Origin of the sequence: Cellulomonas aerilata, assembly GCF_007991755.1 — a bacterium.
GTDB lineage: Bacteria > Actinomycetota > Actinomycetes > Actinomycetales > Cellulomonadaceae > Pengzhenrongella > Pengzhenrongella aerilata.
Genome location: NZ_BJYY01000001.1, coordinates 586083 through 605357 on the forward strand (window position 1 = coordinate 586083; position 19275 = coordinate 605357).

Genomic DNA, 19275 nt, shown 5'->3' on the forward strand with positions numbered 1-19275 from the left:
GAGATCGGTGTCCCCTCGGGTCAGAGGTCGGCGTAGTACGCGAGGACGGCGTCGGCGTCGATGGACGCGTCGGCGGGCTTGCCCTGGGCGGCGTAGTGCCGGCTCCGGGCACGCATGTCGGCGAGCAGGATCGCCCGGGCGTGGGTGGCCACCTCCTCGGCGACCTCCTGCGGCACGACGACGACGCCGTCGTCGTCGCTGCCCACCATGTCGCCGGGGCGGACCTGGACGCCGCCGCAGGCGATGGTCCCCTGGACCTCGACGACCTCGATGCGTCCCGGGATGATCGTGCGGCCGCGGTGCCGGGCGACCACGGGGCCGCGCTGCAGGACGACCTCGCCGGTGTCCCGGCAGTAGCCGTCGGTGATGATGCCGACCGCGCCCTTGCCGACCGCGGCCATCGTGTTCTCCGAGCCCCAGAACCCCACCTCGGGGCCGCCGCCGGACTCCATAACGATCACGTGGCCGGGCGGGAGGTCGTCGGGGAGGTTCTTGTGGCCGTACCGCTCGAACCACAGGCGGTGCGCCTCGACGATGTCCTGCGTCGAGTCGAGCTTCCACATGGGCTTGTTCGACGGGACGCACCGGATGGTCGCGGCCTGCCCCCAGAAGCGCATGCCGCTCCACAGCGGCCGCAGCTCGGGCGACATGAGCGTGAGGTTGAAGTAGCCGATCCCGTCCAGGGCGTCGGCGACGTCGGCGACCCGCAGGTGCTTGTACAGGCTGTTCAGATCGTTGCGGTCGGCCTTGGCGACCTCGGCGATGACGTGCTCGGAGAGCGACATGGGTTCCTCTCGGGCGGGGCGGGCGTGCGCCGGTGGTCCGCCCCGGAGTGGAGTCCCAGGGTGTAGCCCGCCGTCGCGCTATGGCCTATTGTCTACAACAGACGACACAAGAGGCGCAAGGGCCGGATCTGCGTCACGCTCGTCCTGGACGCCGTCGTCCCCGCGGCCCGTGGGAGGTCCCGTGAACACCACCGCCAAGCCCCTCGTGGGGTCCACCACGGCGCTGACGGCGCCCGTGCTCACCGCGCCCCGGGAGCCGGCCGGCCCCCGGATCGACGCGCCGAGCCTCGTGCACCTGGCCGCCGAGGAGATCCGCAAGATGATCCTGTCCGGGCGGCTGGCCCCCGGGGACCGGCTCATCGAGGAGCGGCTCACCGAGGAGCTGGGCATCAGCCGGCCGCCGCTGCGCGAGGCGCTGCGGCTGCTGCAGCACGAGGGCCTGATCGAGACCCGGCCGCGACGCGGCTCGACGGTGACGATCCTCACCGACCAGGACGTGTTCGAGATCCTCACGCTGCGGTCCGCCCTGGAGCGCCTCGCGGTCGAGCTCGGCATCCCGGTGCGCGACCCCGCACGGCTGGCGGCGTGCCGCGACGCCCTCGAGCGCATGGAGCGGGACGCGCGTGACGAGGACCGCGGCAGCCTCGTGGAGCACGCCTACGTGTTCCACGCGTCGATCGTCGCGCTGGCCGGGCACGGTCGGCTGGACGACTCCTACGCCGCCGTCCAGCAGCAGCTGATGCTGTGCATGGCGCGCAACCTCTACACCCGCGAGCACGAGTTCGAGACCTTGACCCAGCACGTCGACCGCCACCGGCACCTGCTCGACGTCATCGAGGCGGGCGACCCGGACGCGGTGCTCGCCGAGCTCGCCGTCCACGGAGAACGTTCGTTCCTCAAGCGCTCGACCACGGCCGCGACGGAGGGGCCGCCCACATGACACCGACCGTCCTCATCACCGACAACGACATGGGCCCGGCCGACCTCGAGCGCGCGGCCCTCGAGCCGGCCGGCTACCGGGTGGTGCACGCGGAGTGCCGGACGGAGGACGACGTCCTGGAGGCCCTGCGCTCGCACCGCCCGGTGGGGCTGCTCGTGCAGTACGCCCCGATCACCGAGCGCGTGCTGCGGGCAGCGGCCGACACGGACGTGAAGGCCCTGTTCCGGTACGGCATCGGGATGGACAACGTCGACCTCGCCGCCGCCCGGACGCTGGGGATCGAGGCCCGGAACGTCCCGGACTACGGCTCGGCCGAGGTGGCCAACCACGCGACCACGCTCCTGCTGTCCCTCCTGCGCGGGGTCCCCGCGTGGTCCGCCGCCGCCGCCCGCGGCGAGTGGCCGGTCCGCGGCGACCTGCCCGACCCCCTGGAGGTCGGCGTGTGCACGCTCGGCCTGCTCGGCTTCGGGGCGATCGCCCGGGAGGTCGGCGTCCGCGCCCGGGCGTTCGGGATGCGGGTGCTCGCCCACGACCCCTTCGTCGCCGACGACGACGTCCGCGCGGCCGGGGCCGAGCCGGTGGCGTTCGAGGACCTGTGGCGGGGCAGCACCGCGGTCAGCGTCCACGCGCCGCTGACCTCCGCGACCGAGGGCGTCGTCGGCGCCGATGCGCTGTCCCTCATGGCGCCCGGGTCGTTCCTCGTCAACACCGCGCGCGCGGGGCTGGTCGACCGCACCGCGCTCGAGGCGGCCCTCGCCGAGGGCCGGCTGGCCGGCGTCGGCCTGGACGTCTGGTGGCAGGAGCCGGCGGCCGCCGACGACCCCCTGCTGCGTGACCCCCGGGTCCTCGTGACCCCCCATGTCGCCTGGCTCTCGCCGGGTTCGGTGCGCCGCCTGCGCGCCTCGGCCGCCTCGCGGCTCCTCGACGTCCTCACCACCGGAGGTTCTCCCTCGTGACCACACTCCTCGTCCAGCTCCCGGCCGCCGACGGACCGCGGTGGGTGGTGCGGCGCACCCAGGACGGCGCCACGGTCGACAGCTCGCTGCCCGTCACGCTCGCCGAGCTCCTCGCCCTGCCGCTCGCCGAGGCGCGGTCCGTCGTCGAGGGCGCGACCCACCCGGCCGGACCGGGCGACGGGACGGCCGAGGGGGTGCGCCCGCTGGCGCCCGTGGACCGTCAGGAGGTCTGGGCGGCCGGGGTGACGTACCGGCGCAGCCGCGACGGGCGGGCCGAGGAGTCCGCGCACGCGTCGATGTACGACCTGGTCTACGAGGCGGACCGCCCGGAGGTGTTCTTCAAGTCCACGCCCGAGCGGGTCGTGCCGGACGGCGAGCCGGTCGGGATCCGGGTCGACTCCGGCTGGGACGTCCCCGAGCCGGAGGTCGGGCTCGTGGTGAACAGCGGCGGGGAGCTGTTCGGGTACGTCGCCGGCAACGACATGAGCAGCCGCTCCATCGAGGGCGAGAACCCGCTCTACCTGCCGCAGGCCAAGGTCTACACCCGGTCCTGCGCGCTGGGTCCGGGGATCGTCCCGGCGTGGGAGCTCGGGGACGGGCCGCTCGGGGTGTCGGTGCGGATCGACCGGGCCGGCGAGACGGTGTTCGAGGGCACCACCGCGACCGACCAGATGAAGCGCACCTTCCCGGACCTGATGGACTGGCTGACCCGCGCCCTGGACTTCCCGGCCGGCGTCGTCCTGCTCACCGGGACCGGGCTGGTCCCGGACAGCTCCTTCACGCTCGCGGAGGGTGACGTCGTCACGGTCGACGTCGCCGGGGTCGGCACCCTCACCAACCCGGTGGTCGTGGTCGGTCGGTGACGCCCCGGGCTGGGCCTCGGTGGCCAGCTGCCTCGCCGGTCTGCTGCCCCCCGGTCAGCTGACGGCCAGGCCCAGCCCGAGCAGCACGCCGTAGCCGAGCTCGAGCATCCCCGTCCCGGCCAGGACCGGCACGAGCAGGGCCCCGCGGGCGCCGGCCCGGACGGTGATCGCGAGCAGCGCGGCGGGCGGGACGAGCGCGAGCACGAGCAGCGACCACGGCGCGACGAACGCGCAGCCCACGGCGAGCACGAACGGCACGGCGAGCATCGCGCCGTACACGCGCCGTGCCCGGTGCTCACCCAGGCGCACCGCGAGCGTCCGCTTGCCGACCAGGGAGTCGGTGGGCACGTCGCGCAGGTTGTTGACCATGAGCAGCGCGCACGCCAGCAGGCCCACGCCGACCGCGCCGGCGACGGCAGGGCCGGTCACCGTGTCGACGAGCACGTAGGTGGTGCCGAGGACCGCCACCAGGCCGAAGAACACGAACACGCCGACCTCGCCCAGCCCGCGGTAGCCGTACGGGCGGCGTCCACCGGTGTAGAACCACGCCGCGAGGATGGACGCGGCCCCGACGGCGAGCAGCCACAGGTGCCCCGAGAGCAGCACCACGGCCAGCCCGAGCAGGGCGGCGACACCGAACGCCACGAACGCGGCGCGCTTGACCGCGTCGGGGCGCGCGGTGCCGGACGCCGTCAGCCGCATCGGGCCCACGCGGTCGACGTCCGTGCCGCGGATGCCGTCGGAGTAGTCGTTGGCGTAGTTGACGCCCACCTGCAGCGCCGCCGCGACCCCGAACGCGAGCAGCGCGAGGAGCGTCTGGCGAGCGCCCCAGTCCGCCGCGTGCGCCGCCGCGCCGCTGCCCACGAGCACGGGGGCTGCGGCGGCGGGCAGCGTGCGAGGGCGTGCACCCGCGATCCACTCGGCGGTGGTGGGCATGGTGGCTCCGTTCGGGCGTGCGGTCAGGTGCCCGCGCTCCGGCCGGGCCGTCCCAGACGTGCGGTGGCGAGGTCGGTGACCGCTCGGCGGTCGACCTTGCCGGGACCGCGCAGGGGGAGCCCCTCCACGACGACGACGTGCCGCGGCGCAGCGGGCGACCCCAGGGTACGCGCCACGTGCGCGCGGACCTCGGCCGGGTCCGGGGCCCGGCGGCCGGCGCGCGGCACGACGACGGCGACCACGGCCTGCCCCCACTCGGCGTCCGGCACGCCGACGACGCAGGCCTCGCCGACGCCCGGCAGCTCGGCGAGCGCGCGCTCCACCGCCGCCGGTGCCACCTTGACCCCGCCGGTCACCAGGACGTCGTCCGCCCGGCCCAGCACCGTCAGCCGCCCGCCGTCCGACCGGCCCAGGTCGGAGGTCCGCAGCCAGCGGACGCCGTCGTGGTCGAACGTGAACGCGTCCGCGTCCAGGTCGGGGCGTCCCAGGTAGCCGGTCGCGAGCACGGGACCGGCGAGCTCGACGGCGTCGTCGGCCGACAGGCGCACGCGCACGCCGTCCAGCGGGACGCCGTCGTACACGCACCCGCCGCAGGTCTCGGACATGCCGTACGTGGTGACCACCGCCGCGCCGGCGTCGCGGGCACGGGACAGCAGCGCCGGCGGCGTCGCGGCCCCGCCGAGCAGGACGGCGTCGTAGGTCAGCAGCGCGGCGCGTCCGGCGGCGTCGTCGAGCAGGCGGTGCAGCTGGGTGGGCACCAGGGAGACGAAGCGGCGGTCGCCGGTGAGCCGGGCGGTGGCCGCGGCGAACGCGTCGGGCCGGAAGTTGCCGGGTGCCGGCACGACCGGGCGGGTCCCGGCGAGGAGCGACCGGACGACCACCTGCAGGCCGGCGACGTGCTCGGGCGGCAGCGTCAGCAGCCACTGCGCCGGGCCGCCGAGCCGGGCGTCGGTGGCCTGCGCGGACGCACGCAGCGCGCCGGCCGACAGCATGACGCCGCGCGGGGTGCCGGTGGAGCCCGAGGTCGCGACGACGACGGCGACGTCGTCCGGCACGGTGGAGGCGGCCGCGGTGGAGGGGGCCGGCGCGATGGAGGGAGCCGGCGCGGCGAAGGGGGCCGGCGCGGTCGCGCCGGCGACCGGCAGCACCGCGGGGCCCGACCCGTCGAGCGCGGCCCGCAGTGCGGCGGTGAGCTCGTCGACGCGGTCCAGCCCCGCCGGGACGGCGCGCAGGGCTCGGGTCACCGGGTCAGGGTAGGGGCCGTCGTAGAGTGACCGCCGACCGCCGGCACCAGGGTCGGTACGAAGAGGAGCCTTTCGTCGTGCACACCCTCGCTCGGACGTCCGCCCCCCGCCTGCTCCTCACCGGAGCACTGGGCCTCGTCCTGGCTCTCGGCGGCTGCTCCGACGAGCCGACCGAGGCGCCGGTGCCCTCCACCCGGGCGGCCGACATCGCCGCGGACAAGGTGTCGCCGCCGCAGCCGGTCGTGCCGCCGACATGGCCCCTCACCGGGGTCGCCGCCGCCGACGTCGTCAACCGCCCGGCGCTCGCGGTCAAGATCGAGAACCCGCCCGAGGTGCGTCCGCAGACCGGCCTGGACCAGGCCGACGTCGTCTGGGAGCAGGTCGTCGAGGGCGGTGTCACGCGCTTCGTCGCGGTCTACCACTCGGTCGTCCCCGACGAGGTCGGCCCGATCCGCTCCGTCCGGCCGATGGACCCGGCGATCGCCGCGCCCCTGCACGGCGTCATGGCGTTCTCCGGCGGTCAGCCGGGCTTCGTGCGCGCGCTGGCCGACGCCGGGCTGCAGATCGTCAGCCACGACGAGGGCGACCCGGGCTTCTACCGGACGCGGGGACGCGCGGCGCCGCACAACGTGTTCGGCACCCCGGCGACGTTCCTGTCCCAGGCCGACGCCGGGCACCAGGCATCGCCCGGCGAGCAGTTCCGGATCGCGCGGCGACCCGAGCTGGCCACCGCCGCGGCGAGCGGGACCCCGGCCGGGACGGTCGCGCTGACGATGTCGCGCTCGTCGCAGCCCTCGTGGACGTGGGACGCCGCCACGGCCACGTGGCTGCGGTCGGAGTCCGGCACGCCGGCGAACGCGGCGTCCGGGGCGCGGCTCGCGGCGACGAACGTCGTCGTGCTGCGCGTCGACCTGATCGACTCCGGCACGACCGACCCGGCCGGCAGCCCCGTCCCCGAGACCAGGCTCACCGGCACGGGCGAGGCGCTCGTCGCGACCGGCGGCAGGACGGTCGCCGCGACCTGGAGCAAGGACGACCTCGCCACGCCGCTCGCGCTGGTCGGGGCGGACGGGCAGCCGGTGCAGCTCGCGCCCGGGAAGACGTGGGTCGAGCTGGTGCCGAACGGCACCGGGTCGGTCACGCTGGGCTGAGGTCGCGGTCACGCTGGGCTGAGGTCGCCGGTCAGAACGCGTACGGGAACCGCGACCAGTCGGGGTCGCGCCGCTCGAGGAAGGCGTCCCTGCCCTCGACCGCCTCGTCGGTCATGTACGCCAGCCGCGTCGCCTCGCCCGCGAACACCTGCTGACCGGCCAGGCCGTCGTCGGCCAGGTTGAAGGCGAACTTGAGCATGCGGATCGCCTGCGGGGACTTGGTCGCGATGATCCGGGCGTACTCCAGCGCGAGGTCCTCGAGGTCGTCGTGGTCCGCGACCTCGTTGACCGCGCCCCACCGCTCGGCGTCCTGGGCGGAGTACTCGCGCGCGAGGAAGAAGATCTCCCGGGCACGCTTCTGCCCGATCTGCCGCGCGAGGTAGGCGGACCCGTAGCCGCCGTCGAACGACCCGACGTTGGCGTCGGTCTGCATGAACCGGGCGTGCTGGCGGGACGCGATCGACAGGTCGGCGACCACGTGCAGCGAGTGCCCACCGCCCGCTGCCCAGCCGTTGACCACCGCGACCACGACCTTGGGCATGGTCCGGATGAGGCGCTGCACCTCGAGGATGTGCAGTCGTCCGGCGCGTGCGGGGTCGATGGCGTCGGCGGTCTGCGCGTCGGTGCTGCCGGTGTACCGGTACCCGTCCCGCCCACGGATGCGCTGGTCACCGCCGGAGCAGAACGCCCAGACGCCGTCCTTGGGGCTGGGGCCGTTGCCGGTGAGCAGGACCGTCCCGACGTCGGAGGTCATCCGCGCATGGTCCAGCGCCCGGTACAGCTCGTCCACGGTGTGCGGTCGGAAGGCGTTGCGGACCTCGGGGCGGTCGAACGCGACCCGGACGACGGGCAGGTCCCGCTCGGACCCGTCGTCGTGCCGCTCGACCCCGCGGTGGTAGGTGAGGTCGGTCAGGTCCTCGAAGCCGGCGACCGTGCGCCAGCGCGTGGGGTCGAACCCGGCGGACACGGGGGAGGGGACGTCGCTCACGGCGGTCACCCTAATCGCGCTGCCGCGTGCGGGCGGCGGGGGTGTCGGTGCCGCGACCTAGCCTGGGCGGGTGCCCGCGACGCCCGACCCGGATCCTGTGCCCCTCGACCGCGTGCCCCTCGTGCCCGAGCCCCTCGTGCCCGTGCCCCGCCCTCCCGCCGCGGACCGGTTCGTCTACGCGATCCCCATGCGCACGCGGTTCCGTGGCCTCACCGTCCGCGAGGGCGTGCTGGTGCGGGGCCCGGCCGGGTGGGGGGAGTTCAGCCCGTTCTGGGACTACGACGACGAGGAGTCGTCCTCGTGGTGGCGGGCAGCCGTCGAGGCGGCCTCCGACGGCTTCCCCGCCCCGGTCCGTGACCGCATCCCGGTCAACGTCACCGTTCCCGCCGTCGACGCCGAGACGGCGCACCGGATCGTCCTGGGGTCCGGCGGCTGCCGCACCGCCAAGGTCAAGGTCGCCGAGCCCGGTCAGGACGTCGGCGCGGAGATCGCCCGGCTGGAGGCCGTCCGCGACGCCCTCGGTCCGGGCGGGGCGATCCGGGTGGACGCCAACGCCGCCTGGGACGTGCCGACCGCCGTCCAGCGGCTGCGGGTCCTGGACCGCGCGGCGGGCGGGCTGGAGTACGCCGAGCAGCCCGTCGCGTCGGTCGCCGACCTCGCCGCGGTGCGGCGCACCGTGTCGGTCCCGATCGCCGCCGACGAGTCGATCCGCCGCGCCGCCGACCCGCTGGCCGTCGCGCGTGCCGAGGCCGCCGACGTCGTCGTGCTCAAGGTCCAGCCGCTCGGCGGGGTCCGGGCCTGCCTCCACCTCGCGGAGCGGGTCGGGCTGCCGGTCGTCGTGTCGTCCGCGCTGGAGACCTCGGTGGGCCTGGCCGCGGGGATCGCGCTCGCGGCGGCGCTGCCCGAGCTCCCGTACGCGTGCGGCCTCGCGACCGCGCAGCTCCTCACCGCGGACGTCGTCGACGTGTCGCTGCTGCCGCAGGACGGCGCGATCACGGTCGCCCGGCCCGCTCCCGGCCTCGGCACGCTGGACGCGGTGCGGGCGCCCGACGACGTCGCGGAGCGCTGGCTGGACCGGCTCGCGCGGGTCGAGGCGCTCGTCCGGTGAGCCCCGCACCGGCAACTACGGTGGTCGCATGAGCACGCCCCCGGCCCCCGCGACGACGGCGGCCCGGGTGCTCGTGCAGACCCTCGCCCGCCTCGGCGTGCGCGACGTCGTCCTGTCGCCGGGATCCCGGTCGGCCCCGCTCGCGTACGCGCTCGCGGCCGCGGCGCTCCCGGACGGTGACCGTCCGGCCGGTGCGCCCCCGGTGAGCCTGCACGTGCGGATCGACGAGCGCGACGCCGGGTTCCTCGCCCTCGGGCTGGCTCGCGGGACCGCCGCCGTCGAGGGCGACGGCACACCCGGACCCCGGCCGGTCGCGGTCGTGACGACGTCCGGCACCGCGGTGGCGAACCTGCACCCGGCCGTCCTGGAGGCCCACCACTCCGGCGTCCCGATCGTCGTCCTCACCGCCGACCGCCCGCACGAGCTGCGCGGCACGGGCGCCAACCAGACGACCGACCAGGTCGGGATCTACGGGTCCGCGGTCCGCTTCGCGGTCGACGTCCCCGCCCCCGACGGCCGGACGGGGGAGTCCCGCGACCTGCGCCAGCTGGTCGGGCGAGCGGTCGCGGCGGCCCGCGGTGCCCGGTCCGGCGACCCCGGACCGGTCCACCTCAACCTGGCCTACCGCGAGCCGCTGGCACCGCACGGTGCTGGTGGCGGTGCTGGTGCCGGTGGCGGCGCGGGTGCCGGCGGGCGCGACCCGTGGCCCGAGCCGTCGTCCGACGGGCTGGTGTCCGTGGTGCCGCGCGGCGCGCTCGGCGCCGTGACCACCGCACCCGACGAGCGCGGCGGGTCCGCGCTGCTCGCCGAGGCACCGGCCGACGGTCGCCAGCCCGACGACGTGGTGCCCACCGTCGTCGTCGCCGGTGACGGCGCCGGACCGGTGGCCCGCCGGGTCGCGGAGGTCAACGGCTGGCCGCTCCTGGCCGAGCCGTCGTCCGGCGCCCACGGCGGCCCGAACGCGATCCCGGTGTACCGGCTGCTGCTCGGCGAGGCCGGCCTGGGCGGCGCCGTCCGGCGTGCGGTCGTACTCGGTCGCCCGACGCTGTCCCGTCCGGTGCAGGCGCTGCTCGGTCGCGACGACGTCGAGGTGCTGGTCATCGCACCGCGCGGCGCGACGTGGCCGGACGCGGCGCGTCGCGCGAGCACGGTGCTGGCCGACGTCCCGCCCCGGCTGGTCGGCGAGCGGGACGGCGTGCCGGTCACGCCGGTGTCCCGGCCGGGCGAGTGGCTCGACCGGTGGCGGGCCGCCGGGGTCGCGGCGACGGCAGCGCTCGACGCGGTGATCGACGCGGCGCCGCGAGGCCGACGCTCGCGCAGCGGTCCCCGGGTGACCGGGCCGCAGCTCGCGCGGGAGGTCGCCCGCGCCAGCCGCCCCGACGACGTGCTCCTCATGGGGTCGAGCAACCCGGTCCGCGACCTCGACCTGGTCGCGGCCTGGCCCGACGGCGCGCCGCTCGTGCTGGCCAACCGCGGCCTGGCCGGGATCGACGGCACCGTGAGCACCGCCGTCGGTGCCGCGCTGGCGGTCCGCGCGGCCGGTCGGAGCGGCCACGTGAGGGCGCTCGTCGGTGACCTGACGTTCCTGCACGACGTCGGCGGACTCCTGCGGGGGCCGCTCGAGCCCGAGCCGGACCTGCAGCTCCTCGTCGCCAACGACGACGGCGGCTCCATCTTCGCCACCCTCGAGCACGGGGCGCCCGAGCACGCCGCGGTGTTCGAGCGGGTGTTCGGCACGCCGCACGGCGCCGACCTCGGAGCGCTGTGCGCCGGGTACGGCGTGCGCCACCAGGTCGTGCGGGACACCGACGAGCTCGCCGTCGCGCTGGCCACCCCCGGACCGGGCATGAGCGTGGTCGAGGTGCGGGTGGACCGCTCGCGCCGCCGGGCGCTGCAGGAGCAGATCGCGGTGGCGGTCCGGGACGCTGTGCGCTGAGCTGGCCGGTCTCACAGACAACTCCCAGCGGCTCTGGAGGGTCGCCCCAGGTCACCGTCCTCTCATGGTCCTCGAGAAGGAGGCCACCATGACCGAGCACGACCAGCACGACGAGACCCCCCGGGCAGCAGAAGGTGCAGGCGCCCCGACGACGCCGCAGAGCGCCGACCAGCCCACGGAGCGGATCACCACCGGTCCGCACGTCGAGGACGCCGTCGCGCCCGCCCACCCGGACCGGCCGACGCAGCCGCTCCCGTTCACGCCGCCCGCGGGGGACGACACGGCGCCGCAGCCGCAGCACCACGCCGCGCCGCACGCCGAGCACCCCGGGTTCCGCAGCCCGGAGCACCCCACGCAGGCCCTGCCCCTCGCGGCTCCTGCCGCGCACGGGGCACCGACCCCTGCCGGGCTCGGCAGCCCCCCGCAGCAGCAGGCAGGCACCCCGACGCCCGCGTGGCTCGGCGGGACCCCGCAGCAGCCGGCCGCGAGCCCGACGCCCGACCCGCTCGCCGGGTGGGAGGAGCACCCGGCGCCGGTCGCCACCAGGACGCGTCGCGGCCGCTGGACGCCGCTCGTCGGGACGGCCGCAGCCGCGGCGCTGCTCGCCAGCGTCGCGACCGCAGGTCTGACCGGAGCGTTCGGGGCGGACGGCGCGACGTCGTCCCCCACTGCGAGCTCCGTCGCCACCATCGGTCAGACCTCGACCGACACGGTGCCGGTGGCCGGCTCCACCGCGGACGACCCGGACTGGGAGAGGGTGGCGGCGAGCGTGGCCGCGTCCGTCGTCGCGATCCAGGTCTCCACCGCGAGCGGCGGCGGCGAGGGCTCCGGCGTCATCATCGACGACGCCGGGCACATCCTCACCAACAACCACGTCGTCAGCGGCGCCGAGAACGACACGGTCCAGGTCACGCTGAACGACGGACGCCTGTACGAGGCCACCGTCATCGGCACCGACCCGTCCACCGACCTGGCGATCGTGCAGATCGACGACGCCCCGGACGACCTGTCCCCGGCCGCGCTCGGTGACTCCGACGGCGTCACCGTCGGCGCCCCGGTCATGGCGGTCGGCAACCCGCTCGGCCTGGCCAACACGGTGACCACGGGCATCGTCTCGGCGGTGGACCGCCCGGTGTCCGCGTCGTCGGCCGAGGCGACCAGCACGTCCGACGTCGTGGTCACCAACGCCATCCAGATCGACGCCGCGATCAACCCCGGCAACAGCGGTGGACCGCTGTTCGACGCCCAGGGGCGGGTCGTCGGCATCACGTCGTCGATCGCGACGCTCTCCAGCGGCGGCTCGCAGACCGGCTCGATCGGCCTGGGCTTCGCCATCCCGGTCAACCTCGCCAAGAGCGTCGGGCAGCAGCTGATCGAGGACGGCACCGCGGAGCACGCCTTCCTCGGCGTCTCGCTCACCGACGGCACCGCCACCGCCGACGACGTCTCCCGACGCGGCGCGGTGGTCCAGGAGGTGACCGACGGCTCGCCGGCCGCGGCCGCCGACCTGCAGGCCGGTGACGCCATCGTCGCCATCGACGGCGATGCCGTCGGAGGTTCGGAGTCGCTGACGGCGTACGTCCGTGAGCGCACCGCCGGCGACACCGCGAAGCTCACCGTCGTGCGCGACGGCGAGTCCCTGGAGGTGACCGTCACGCTCGCCGCGCGGGAGACGGCGGTGCCGGCCGACGAGCCGAGCGGCTCGTCCGACGACGGTTCGGACCGGGGCGTGCTGCCGGGCTTCCCGGGATCGGGCATCGACCCGTCCGACCCGTTCGGCAACCAGGGCTGATCGAGCGACGCCCGCCGACCGGGCCGACCGGGCCGACCGGGCCGACCGGGCCGACCGGGTGGACCTGGCGGGCCGCCCGCCCGGTCGGATTGCGCTTCGGTCGGTCAGGTGGTTCACGTCGCATTTGAGGGCACACGCTCCTCGGCGCCATCGAGGTGATCCCTCGGTGGCGTCGAGGCGCATGGGAGGCGGTGTTCCCCCGAGGAGCGGCGTACTTGATGCCACTGCTACCGGGTCGCAAGCCCCTCGGTGGTCGCCCGCCCATGGATCACCCCTGCGCGTCGGCTGCTGTCTCGCTCCGCACCGGCGTCGCTACGACTCCGTCAGCTCCTGCCCTGCGTCGTCCACGAACACCCACCGCTTGCCGCGTCGATGGATCTCGATGCGTTTGCGGTGCACGACGTCATGGTGGTGCCAGCACAGCAGGATCCCGTTCTCGACCGACGTGCTGCCGTGGTCGCGACTCCAGTGCTGGACGTGGTGTCCCTCGGAGATGGCGGGCGGCGCGTGGCATCCCGGGAATCGACAGTGCCGGTCTCGGGCGATGATGGCGGTGCGCAGCGCGCCGGTGAAGGTCCGATGTCGCCGGCCGACGTCGAGGAGCTCGGAGTCCGGTCCGAACACGTAGCGGTTGATCTCGCTGTCGCACGCCAGCCTGTCCAGGAGCGCGCGTGGGACAGGCGTGCCGTCCTGGAACTCCGGCCCCGAGCTGGTACCGAGGCCGATCAGCATGTCGGCCGTCAGCCGCGGTGCGGAGCGCTGCTGCGGCACCCCGGGCCGGGAGGCGGGACGTTCGGCCCTGAGCGTCGTGTCGCGAACCGCCCGCCAATCCTTGGTCGACCCGACCTCCGGGCTCGCCGGCGTCGCCCGAGCAGCTCCCGCAGCGAGGGCGCACATGGTCTCGTAGGGCACGAGCACCCCGATGTGAGGGCGCACAGCCCGTCCCGTGCCCGTCAGCCCGTGGTCGAGGACCACCCGAGCCAGGTCACCGAGGGCCTGCGCACGGCGCTGGCCCGTGGTGCGGGTGTCGTCGGCGGCCGGAACCGGCGTGATCGCGCGCAGGGCAGCCCTCAGTGTTTGGCCGTGCTCGACGGTGAGGTACCCGGCCAGGTGATACCCGTCGCCGAGCCGGTCGACCTGGACGAACTCGCGGTCCGACGCCTCGACGTACCCGCGATCGTCCGCATCGGGGTCGACGGCCGCCGACCAGTGGCGGGCGAGCAAACGGAACTGGTCGACCGGCATCCTCGCGGCGTGCTCGACGAGAAAGGCCTCGTTGCACTCGCTCTCCCGGTCGGCGAGCGCCTCGCGACGCCTCTCGGTGGTCGGAGCGAGGGCCGCCAGGATCTGTGCGTCCTCGGCCGCGACGTCCCCCGCCGTCGCGGCCTGGGCAGTCAGAGGGAGGTCCTCACGAAGGGCGCGTCCCAGCCGCACACGCGCCTGCGCGGTCCGCAGGCTCCAGCGGTACTCGGTCGCCGCCCAGCGCGAGAACGAACGCGCACCGCCGAGCGCCCACAGGCCGTCCACCTCGACCACCGGCAGCATGCGGGCGCTCAGGACCTCGAGCCGACTCGTCAGGGAAGCCAGAGCGGTCGTCACGGTCGCGGCCATCGGCCCGTCCAACGCGCCGGTTCCCAGTCCGGCCAATTCGTCTACCCCGGCGAGGATCGACTCGAGTGCGTGCGCGTATTCCGTGGGGAGGCAAGACGCATCCACCCGCCATGGTGCCTCGCGTGTCGGGGGAGGGGGCATATCGACCGCCATCTCGATGCTCCCTCCTGTCGCCACGGCTCGGATGCGCTCCGAAGATTCACCGGCCGCTTCGCCGTTGCTCTGGGTTCGATTCTACGAGCGGCCACTGACATGATCGAGAGATCGAGGAAGCCGTGTGGACGACGGCACGCGAAGGGCGCATGGGGGCGGGTGGCGGACGAATGGCGTCAGAGGTTGCGAAACTTGGTGAAACCGGCGGAGAAGAGCGACTCAGCGGCGAAGTCGTCCTGAGCCGGCGCCGAACCTTCAGCATTGGGTTCGCTGGCCGAGACTCAGCCGGCGGATTCACTGACTAGGCGCGATCGCGCCTCGTACACCGTGAGGGGCGGGCTGGTCGACGTCGTGGTGGCCGTACCGTCGACGGGTGCCCACGTCGATGACCCAGCGACCTGGAAGGTGCCCGCCCACGTCGTCGTGAGGCTGATGGCGTGCATGCCCTCGCTGGTGTACCTGTGGGCGACCGTGTGGTCGGGCCATGGGCGACCGGGATCGCTCGTCGTGAGCTCGGGGGACCCGTCCCCGAAGGACCACGTGAACGTGTCGGGTGTCGCCCGGATCGTCACGCCAAGCCCGAGCACTGTCGTCAACAGGGTTTGCGTGTCGTCGTCGTCGGCGAACGCGATCGTGTCTGCGTTGACCAGCGTCCACCCGGAAGGCGGCTGGACCGACAGGGTCGACGGGGTCAGCGGCAACCGCCGGAACTCCTGCGCGACCGCCGCGCCGATGTCGGCGACCGACAGGCACCCGTTGTCGACCATCTCCCACTCACCCCAGCCATCGGCAGTGAACGGATCTGGCGATCGACGGAAGAGCGGGTCCACGGAAACGCTGTCGGGTTCGCAGTCGACGGTGATGACCAAAGCCGAACTGGCCGGGCAATCCACGCCGAGTCGGGGGAGGGTCCCGAGTTCCTTTCCGGGACTGCACAACGAAATGGGGGTGCGGCGAAACTCGGCGGAGGATGCGGAGTTGGACCTACCGGACGAGCCGCTATCTTGGTTCGACGGCGCCGCCCGCGTGCCGCCCACCAGGTATGCGTCGCGGTCGGTCTTCGCCCGCCAGTTGTCGTCTCCGGTGAGGGCGGCTGCGGGCGAAGCGAGCAGCAGCGTGGCAGCTGAAGCGGCCACAACCTTGACGGCAAGGCGCAGAGAGTTGGTCATTCTTGCAAGCCCCCGACCACCACGGCGAGGACTCGCCATGAGCCGGCTGAGTTGAGGGTGTCGATACGAACTGGTCCCGAGTCGCCCGCAGTCTCGTTGATCACTGTTCCCTCGGCATCAGTGTGGCGCGCCGGTGCTTGGGTGAATGACGCGTCCACCGGGAAGCCTCCGACCAGTTCGTCCTGCGGGAGAACGGTCACCTCGCTCAGCAGGATGTCGCCTCCAACGTACGTCTCGCCGTTCGCGGCGATCGCTTCGGCGTCCGCCTTGATGCGACCGCAGAAGCCGCATACGTCCGCGCTCATCTGGGTCCATGCTGCCGTGTCACCGGTCTGCATCGTGTACGAGTAGAGCGACACGAAGTACTGCGCCGCGGCGGCTGCCCCGGCTTCGTCGGCTCGCGCCAGATCGGGAGGGGGAGCGGGAGGCGAGGGGGTGGCCGGCGTTGCGGTCGGGGAGGTGGTCGGACCGGGCGAAGGGCGGGGTGCAACGGTCCCGCTTCCTGTGTCCCGGGTTTCGACCACCTCCGGTTCGCGACCGGTGCAGCCCGCAAGGGTCACAGCGCCCACGACGACGGCCACGGTGATGCGACGACCGAGGCGCATACCCACCCCTTCGTGACGGCTGGCGCGAAGGTACCAACCCGGTCGCTCGCCGGAACAGGTCCGAGCGCCGGCTGTGGACGGCTGCACCCGGCGGGTGTCCGGGTGCGCCCCAGCTGCTCAGCCTGCCGACTCGCTGACGAGTCGGGAGCGGGCTTCGTACACGGTGACGGGTGGTGCAGCCGAGGTGGTGATCGCAGTGCCGTCGACCGGTGACCACTCGGGCGACCCGCCGATCTGGAACGTGGCGGTCCAGGTGGTCGTGAGGCTGATGGTCCGCGTGCCCTCGGCGGTGTACCGGTGGGCGATCGTGTGATCCGGCCACGGACGACCGGGCTCCGTCGTCACGAGCGGCGCCGAGCCGTCGCCGAACGTCCAGGTGAAGGTCGCGGGCACGGCGCGGATCGTGACGGCGAGGCCCAGCACCGTGGTCGGCAACGTCTGCTCCGCGTCGTCCGCGAACGCCACCGTGTCGGCGTTCACGAGGGTCCAACCGGACGGCGGCTGGACGGACAGGTGGGACGGTGAGAGGGGCAGGCGTTGGAACGCCTCTGCGACCGCTGCGCTGATCTGCTCCTGCGAGACGCAACCGGAGTCGATCATGTCCCAGTTCGTCCACCTGCCCGGCGTGCTGGGGTCTTGAGTGCGGCGGAACAGCGGGTCCAGCGCTATCTCCCCCGGCGCGCACCTCGCAGCCGAGAGGACTCGGTTGACCGGAGCTGTGCAGTCGACGACCAAGCGAAGCAGCGTTCGCAACTCGTTGTCGATGCCGCAGATCAACGCAGGGGAGCGGCGATACTCCTCAGTTCGCGGGCCAGCGTCGGGCCTGCCGTGCTCGGTAGGCGAGAACCCCTGACGGGCTCGCACCACCGCGGTGTCCTGATCGAGGAACGTTCGGGTGATCGGCGGCTCGACCGTTGTCAGCTGCATCCCGCCGACTAGTTGCCACGTCGCCGTGGTGGCGGCCACGATTCGGGAGAAACGTCCGCGCATCAGTCGTCCTGCGCAGTCACTGCCAGGACCTTCCAGCCTCCGGACACGCGGGTGACATCGACCCCGAACGTCCCGCTGTCCGGCGGACTAGTGCTCAGCAGCTCACCTTGGGCGTTCCGGTGCTCCCCGGCTGCCTGCGTGAAGGTCGCGTCAACGGGATAGGCCTCAAGCAAGGGGTCCAACGGGTAGACGAACGTGCTCGACACCGAGATATCCGTGCCCGTGAAGGTCTCGCCCGCCGCCGAGACGCCGAGAGCGAAGTCACGGGTGCGCGAGCAGAACCCGCAACCGGGAGAGCTCATCGCATCCCACGCGCTGACGTCACCGGTCTGCATCGTGTACGCGTAGAGCGTCAGGAAGTACGTCGCCGCTGCAGCCGCGCCCACCTCGTCCGTCCGCGCCAGGTCGGCCGGGGGCGGCGGAGGCGACGCCGGTGGTGTCGCAGTTGCCGTCGGACTGGGCGTGGGACTGGCGGACGGACTGGGGCTGACGGTTCCGCGCCCGGACGTGGTCGGTGCCTGCGCGTCCGGCTCGCCGCCGGTGCAGCCGGCCAGAGCCAGCGCGCCCACCACGACGAGCGCGCCCGCGGCGATGCGACGACTGAGGTGCATGCCCACCCCTCCGTGACGGCTGGCCGCGACCGTACCAACGGGCCCCGCCGCACGGACAGGAGCTCGGGCCACCTGTGGACAGGAGTCGGGCGCGCACCGCCGGCGCCGCGCCGGACCCGAGCGCCTCAGTCGCTCCCCAGCGCGTACCGCATCGGCTCGAGCTTCGCCTCGGACTCCGCCAGCTCGGCGGCAGGGTCGGACGCCGCGACGATGCCGCACCCGGCGAACAGCCGTAGCCGGTGCGGATCGGCGGGGCCGAGCTCGGCCGAGCGCAGGGCGATGCCCCACTCGCCGTCGCCGTCGGCGCCCACCCATCCGACCGGACCGGCGTAGCGGCCGCGGTCCATGCCCTCGATCTCCGTGATGAGCTCGCGGGCGGCCATGGTCGGGGTCCCGCAGACGGCGGCCGTGGGGTGCAGCGCGCCGGCGAGCGTCAGGCTCGACGGCGTGACGGCGCCGGACCCCCGCAGCACGCCGGTCACGTCGCTGGCCAGGTGCAGGACGTTGGGCAGGTGCAGGACGAACGGCACGTCGGGCACGTTGGTGGACGAGCAGAACGGCGCCAGGGCGTCCGCCACCGACCGGACCGCGTACTCGTGCTCCTCGAGGTCCTTCGACGAGTGCGCGAGGGTCGCCGCGCGGGCGAGGTCGGCGTCGTCGTCGCCGGTGCGGCGGATGGTGCCGGCCAGGACGCGCGAGGTGACCAGACCGCGGTCGCTGCGGACCAGCAGCTCCGGCGTCGCGCCGAGCAGGCCGTCGACGCTGAACGTCCAGCAGGTCGGGTAGGCGTCGGCGAGGCGTCCCAGCACCCACCGCGGGTCGACCGGCTCGGCGGTGCGGGCCTCGACGTCGCGCGCGAGAACCACCTTGTCGACGCGGCCGGCGCGGATGGCGCCGACCGCGCGGGCGACGACGTCGCGCCATCCGTCCGCCGGGACGGCGCCGTCGGCGTACACGACCTCACCGGGCGCGAGGACGGGCTCGCGCCCCCCGGCGACGCGGGCGAGCGTCGGGGCGGCGCCGATGGTCGCGCCGGTCTCGATCGTGGTCAGCCAGGTCGTGCCGCCGCGGCGGCCGACGACCACGCGGGGCACCACCAGCCCGCCTGCGGTGGGCTCGGGAGCGTGCCAGTCGAAGGCGAAGGACCCGAACGCGATCGGGCCGGTGCCCGGCAGGCCGACCTCGTCGCGCACGACGGCGTGCCGCAGCACCTGGTGCCACGCCCGCTCGGCGTCGGCGAAGCGGTCCACGCCCGAGACGGTGATGCGCAGCGCCTCGCCCCACCCGACGACCCCGTCGCCGCGGCGGACCCACGCGAGCGGCGCCGTCGCCGGGAGCAGGTCCAGCAGGTCACCGGGATGGTCGACCGCCACCGTCCGGACCACGAGGTGCTGGGGGACGGCGTCCTGGGTCGGTTCGGCGGTCATCGCTCGCCAG

At 74.4% G+C, this 19275-nt stretch carries 17 protein-coding genes; 7 read left to right on the forward strand and 10 right to left on the reverse strand.

What is annotated here, in order from left to right; genetic code table 11:
• Window positions 1–20: 20 nt before the first annotated feature.
• Window positions 21–785: an RraA family protein gene (locus tag CAE01nite_RS02615; RefSeq protein ID WP_146899425.1), complete on the reverse strand. Its 765-nt coding sequence runs from the start codon at window positions 783–785 to the stop codon at window positions 21–23.
• A gap of 181 nt (window positions 786–966) precedes the next feature.
• Here CAE01nite_RS02615 and CAE01nite_RS02620 point away from each other — a divergent pair, with 181 nt between their 5' ends.
• From CAE01nite_RS02620 to CAE01nite_RS02630, 3 genes are read left to right on the forward strand one after another with little or no spacing between them, the layout of a single operon-like run.
• A complete protein-coding gene (locus CAE01nite_RS02620) occupies window positions 967–1725 on the forward strand; it encodes a GntR family transcriptional regulator (protein WP_222595792.1) in 759 nt (252 codons plus the stop codon).
• A gap of 29 nt (window positions 1726–1754) precedes the next feature.
• On the forward strand, window positions 1755–2681 hold the full coding sequence (locus tag CAE01nite_RS02625; RefSeq protein WP_443092689.1) for a C-terminal binding protein: 927 nt from the start codon (window positions 1755–1757) through the stop codon (window positions 2679–2681).
• A complete protein-coding gene (locus CAE01nite_RS02630; RefSeq protein WP_146899433.1) occupies window positions 2678–3544 on the forward strand; it encodes a fumarylacetoacetate hydrolase family protein in 867 nt (288 codons plus the stop codon). The genes CAE01nite_RS02625 and CAE01nite_RS02630 overlap by 4 nt, the downstream gene beginning before the upstream one ends.
• 54 nt (window positions 3545–3598) lie before the next feature.
• Here the strand turns inward: CAE01nite_RS02630 and CAE01nite_RS02635 are convergent, their stop codons facing one another.
• Both CAE01nite_RS02635 and menE read right to left on the reverse strand, forming a co-directional pair.
• Window positions 3599–4480 carry a 1,4-dihydroxy-2-naphthoate polyprenyltransferase gene (locus tag CAE01nite_RS02635; RefSeq protein ID WP_146899436.1) on the reverse strand — a complete coding sequence of 294 codons (882 nt, stop codon included), beginning with the start codon at window positions 4478–4480 and terminating at the stop codon, window positions 3599–3601.
• Between the two features lie 23 nt (window positions 4481–4503).
• Window positions 4504–5724 (reverse strand): o-succinylbenzoate--CoA ligase, encoded by a 1221-nt coding sequence (gene menE / locus CAE01nite_RS02640; protein ID WP_146899438.1) that lies wholly within the window; start codon window positions 5722–5724, stop codon window positions 4504–4506.
• 77 nt (window positions 5725–5801) lie between these two features.
• Here menE and CAE01nite_RS02645 point away from each other — a divergent pair, with 77 nt between their 5' ends.
• Window positions 5802–6875 carry a DUF3048 domain-containing protein gene (locus tag CAE01nite_RS02645; RefSeq protein ID WP_146899440.1) on the forward strand — a complete coding sequence of 358 codons (1074 nt, stop codon included), beginning with the start codon at window positions 5802–5804 and terminating at the stop codon, window positions 6873–6875.
• Window positions 6876–6906: 31 nt separating this feature from the next.
• Here CAE01nite_RS02645 and CAE01nite_RS02650 read toward each other — a convergent pair whose 3' ends face one another.
• Window positions 6907–7863, reverse strand: coding sequence for a 1,4-dihydroxy-2-naphthoyl-CoA synthase (locus CAE01nite_RS02650; protein ID WP_146899443.1), 957 nt, complete (start codon window positions 7861–7863; stop codon window positions 6907–6909).
• A 187-nt stretch (window positions 7864–8050) separates the two neighbouring features.
• Here CAE01nite_RS02650 and CAE01nite_RS02660 point away from each other — a divergent pair, with 187 nt between their 5' ends.
• From CAE01nite_RS02660 to CAE01nite_RS02670, 3 genes are all read left to right on the forward strand, one after another.
• Complete coding sequence (locus tag CAE01nite_RS02660) at window positions 8051–8971, forward strand: o-succinylbenzoate synthase (RefSeq protein ID WP_146899881.1); 921 nt, start codon at window positions 8051–8053, stop codon at window positions 8969–8971.
• Between the two features lie 28 nt (window positions 8972–8999).
• Window positions 9000–10907 (forward strand): 2-succinyl-5-enolpyruvyl-6-hydroxy-3-cyclohexene-1-carboxylic-acid synthase, encoded by a 1908-nt coding sequence (gene menD, locus CAE01nite_RS02665; protein WP_146899446.1) that lies wholly within the window; start codon window positions 9000–9002, stop codon window positions 10905–10907.
• 64 nt (window positions 10908–10971) lie between these two features.
• A complete protein-coding gene (locus tag CAE01nite_RS02670) occupies window positions 10972–12699 on the forward strand; it encodes a trypsin-like peptidase domain-containing protein (RefSeq protein ID WP_146899449.1) in 1728 nt (575 codons plus the stop codon).
• Between the two features lie 312 nt (window positions 12700–13011).
• On the opposite strand, the gene CAE01nite_RS02680 is transcribed toward CAE01nite_RS02670, so the two are convergent.
• The 6 genes from CAE01nite_RS02680 to CAE01nite_RS02705 all read right to left on the reverse strand — a co-directional run bounded on the left by CAE01nite_RS02680 (window position 13012) and on the right by CAE01nite_RS02705 (window position 19265).
• Window positions 13012–14463: an HNH endonuclease signature motif containing protein gene (locus CAE01nite_RS02680; protein ID WP_146899452.1), complete on the reverse strand. Its 1452-nt coding sequence runs from the start codon at window positions 14461–14463 to the stop codon at window positions 13012–13014.
• A 281-nt stretch (window positions 14464–14744) separates the two neighbouring features.
• On the reverse strand, window positions 14745–15632 hold the full coding sequence (locus tag CAE01nite_RS02685) for a PKD domain-containing protein (protein WP_186816386.1): 888 nt from the start codon (window positions 15630–15632) through the stop codon (window positions 14745–14747).
• Window positions 15629–16237, reverse strand: coding sequence for a DUF6318 family protein (locus CAE01nite_RS18310; RefSeq protein WP_222595793.1), 609 nt, complete (start codon window positions 16235–16237; stop codon window positions 15629–15631). Before CAE01nite_RS18310 ends, CAE01nite_RS02685 begins: the two co-directional genes overlap by 4 nt.
• 117 nt (window positions 16238–16354) lie before the next feature.
• Window positions 16355–17227, reverse strand: a complete 873-nt coding sequence (locus tag CAE01nite_RS02695) for a PKD domain-containing protein (RefSeq protein WP_146899460.1) — start codon at window positions 17225–17227, stop codon at window positions 16355–16357.
• Window positions 17227–17838: a DUF6318 family protein gene (locus CAE01nite_RS02700; protein WP_222595794.1), complete on the reverse strand. Its 612-nt coding sequence runs from the start codon at window positions 17836–17838 to the stop codon at window positions 17227–17229. Before CAE01nite_RS02700 ends, CAE01nite_RS02695 begins: the two co-directional genes overlap by 1 nt.
• Window positions 17839–17963: 125 nt before the next feature.
• Window positions 17964–19265, reverse strand: a complete 1302-nt coding sequence (locus CAE01nite_RS02705) for an isochorismate synthase (protein ID WP_146899466.1) — start codon at window positions 19263–19265, stop codon at window positions 17964–17966.
• Between the last annotated feature and the right edge of the window lie 10 nt (window positions 19266–19275).

Coding starts and splice junctions, on each gene's coding strand:
- CAE01nite_RS02615 (WP_146899425.1), bottom strand. CDS start 785: ATGTCGCTCTCCGAGCACGTCATCGCCGAGGTCGCCAAGGCCGACCGC.
- CAE01nite_RS02685 (WP_186816386.1), bottom strand. CDS start 15,632: ATGACCAACTCTCTGCGCCTTGCCGTCAAGGTTGTGGCCGCTTCAGCT.
- CAE01nite_RS02660 (WP_146899881.1), top strand. CDS start 8,051: ATGCGCACGCGGTTCCGTGGCCTCACCGTCCGCGAGGGCGTGCTGGTG.
- CAE01nite_RS02635 (WP_146899436.1), bottom strand. CDS start 4,480: ATGCCCACCACCGCCGAGTGGATCGCGGGTGCACGCCCTCGCACGCTG.
- CAE01nite_RS02670 (WP_146899449.1), top strand. CDS start 10,972: ATGGTCCTCGAGAAGGAGGCCACCATGACCGAGCACGACCAGCACGAC.
- CAE01nite_RS02700 (WP_222595794.1), bottom strand. CDS start 17,838: ATGCACCTCAGTCGTCGCATCGCCGCGGGCGCGCTCGTCGTGGTGGGC.
- CAE01nite_RS02680 (WP_146899452.1), bottom strand. CDS start 14,463: ATGGCGGTCGATATGCCCCCTCCCCCGACACGCGAGGCACCATGGCGG.
- CAE01nite_RS02625 (WP_443092689.1), top strand. CDS start 1,755: ATGGGCCCGGCCGACCTCGAGCGCGCGGCCCTCGAGCCGGCCGGCTAC.
- CAE01nite_RS02705 (WP_146899466.1), bottom strand. CDS start 19,265: ATGACCGCCGAACCGACCCAGGACGCCGTCCCCCAGCACCTCGTGGTC.
- CAE01nite_RS18310 (WP_222595793.1), bottom strand. CDS start 16,237: ATGCGCCTCGGTCGTCGCATCACCGTGGCCGTCGTCGTGGGCGCTGTG.
- CAE01nite_RS02695 (WP_146899460.1), bottom strand. CDS start 17,227: ATGCGCGGACGTTTCTCCCGAATCGTGGCCGCCACCACGGCGACGTGG.
- menD (WP_146899446.1), top strand. CDS start 9,000: ATGAGCACGCCCCCGGCCCCCGCGACGACGGCGGCCCGGGTGCTCGTG.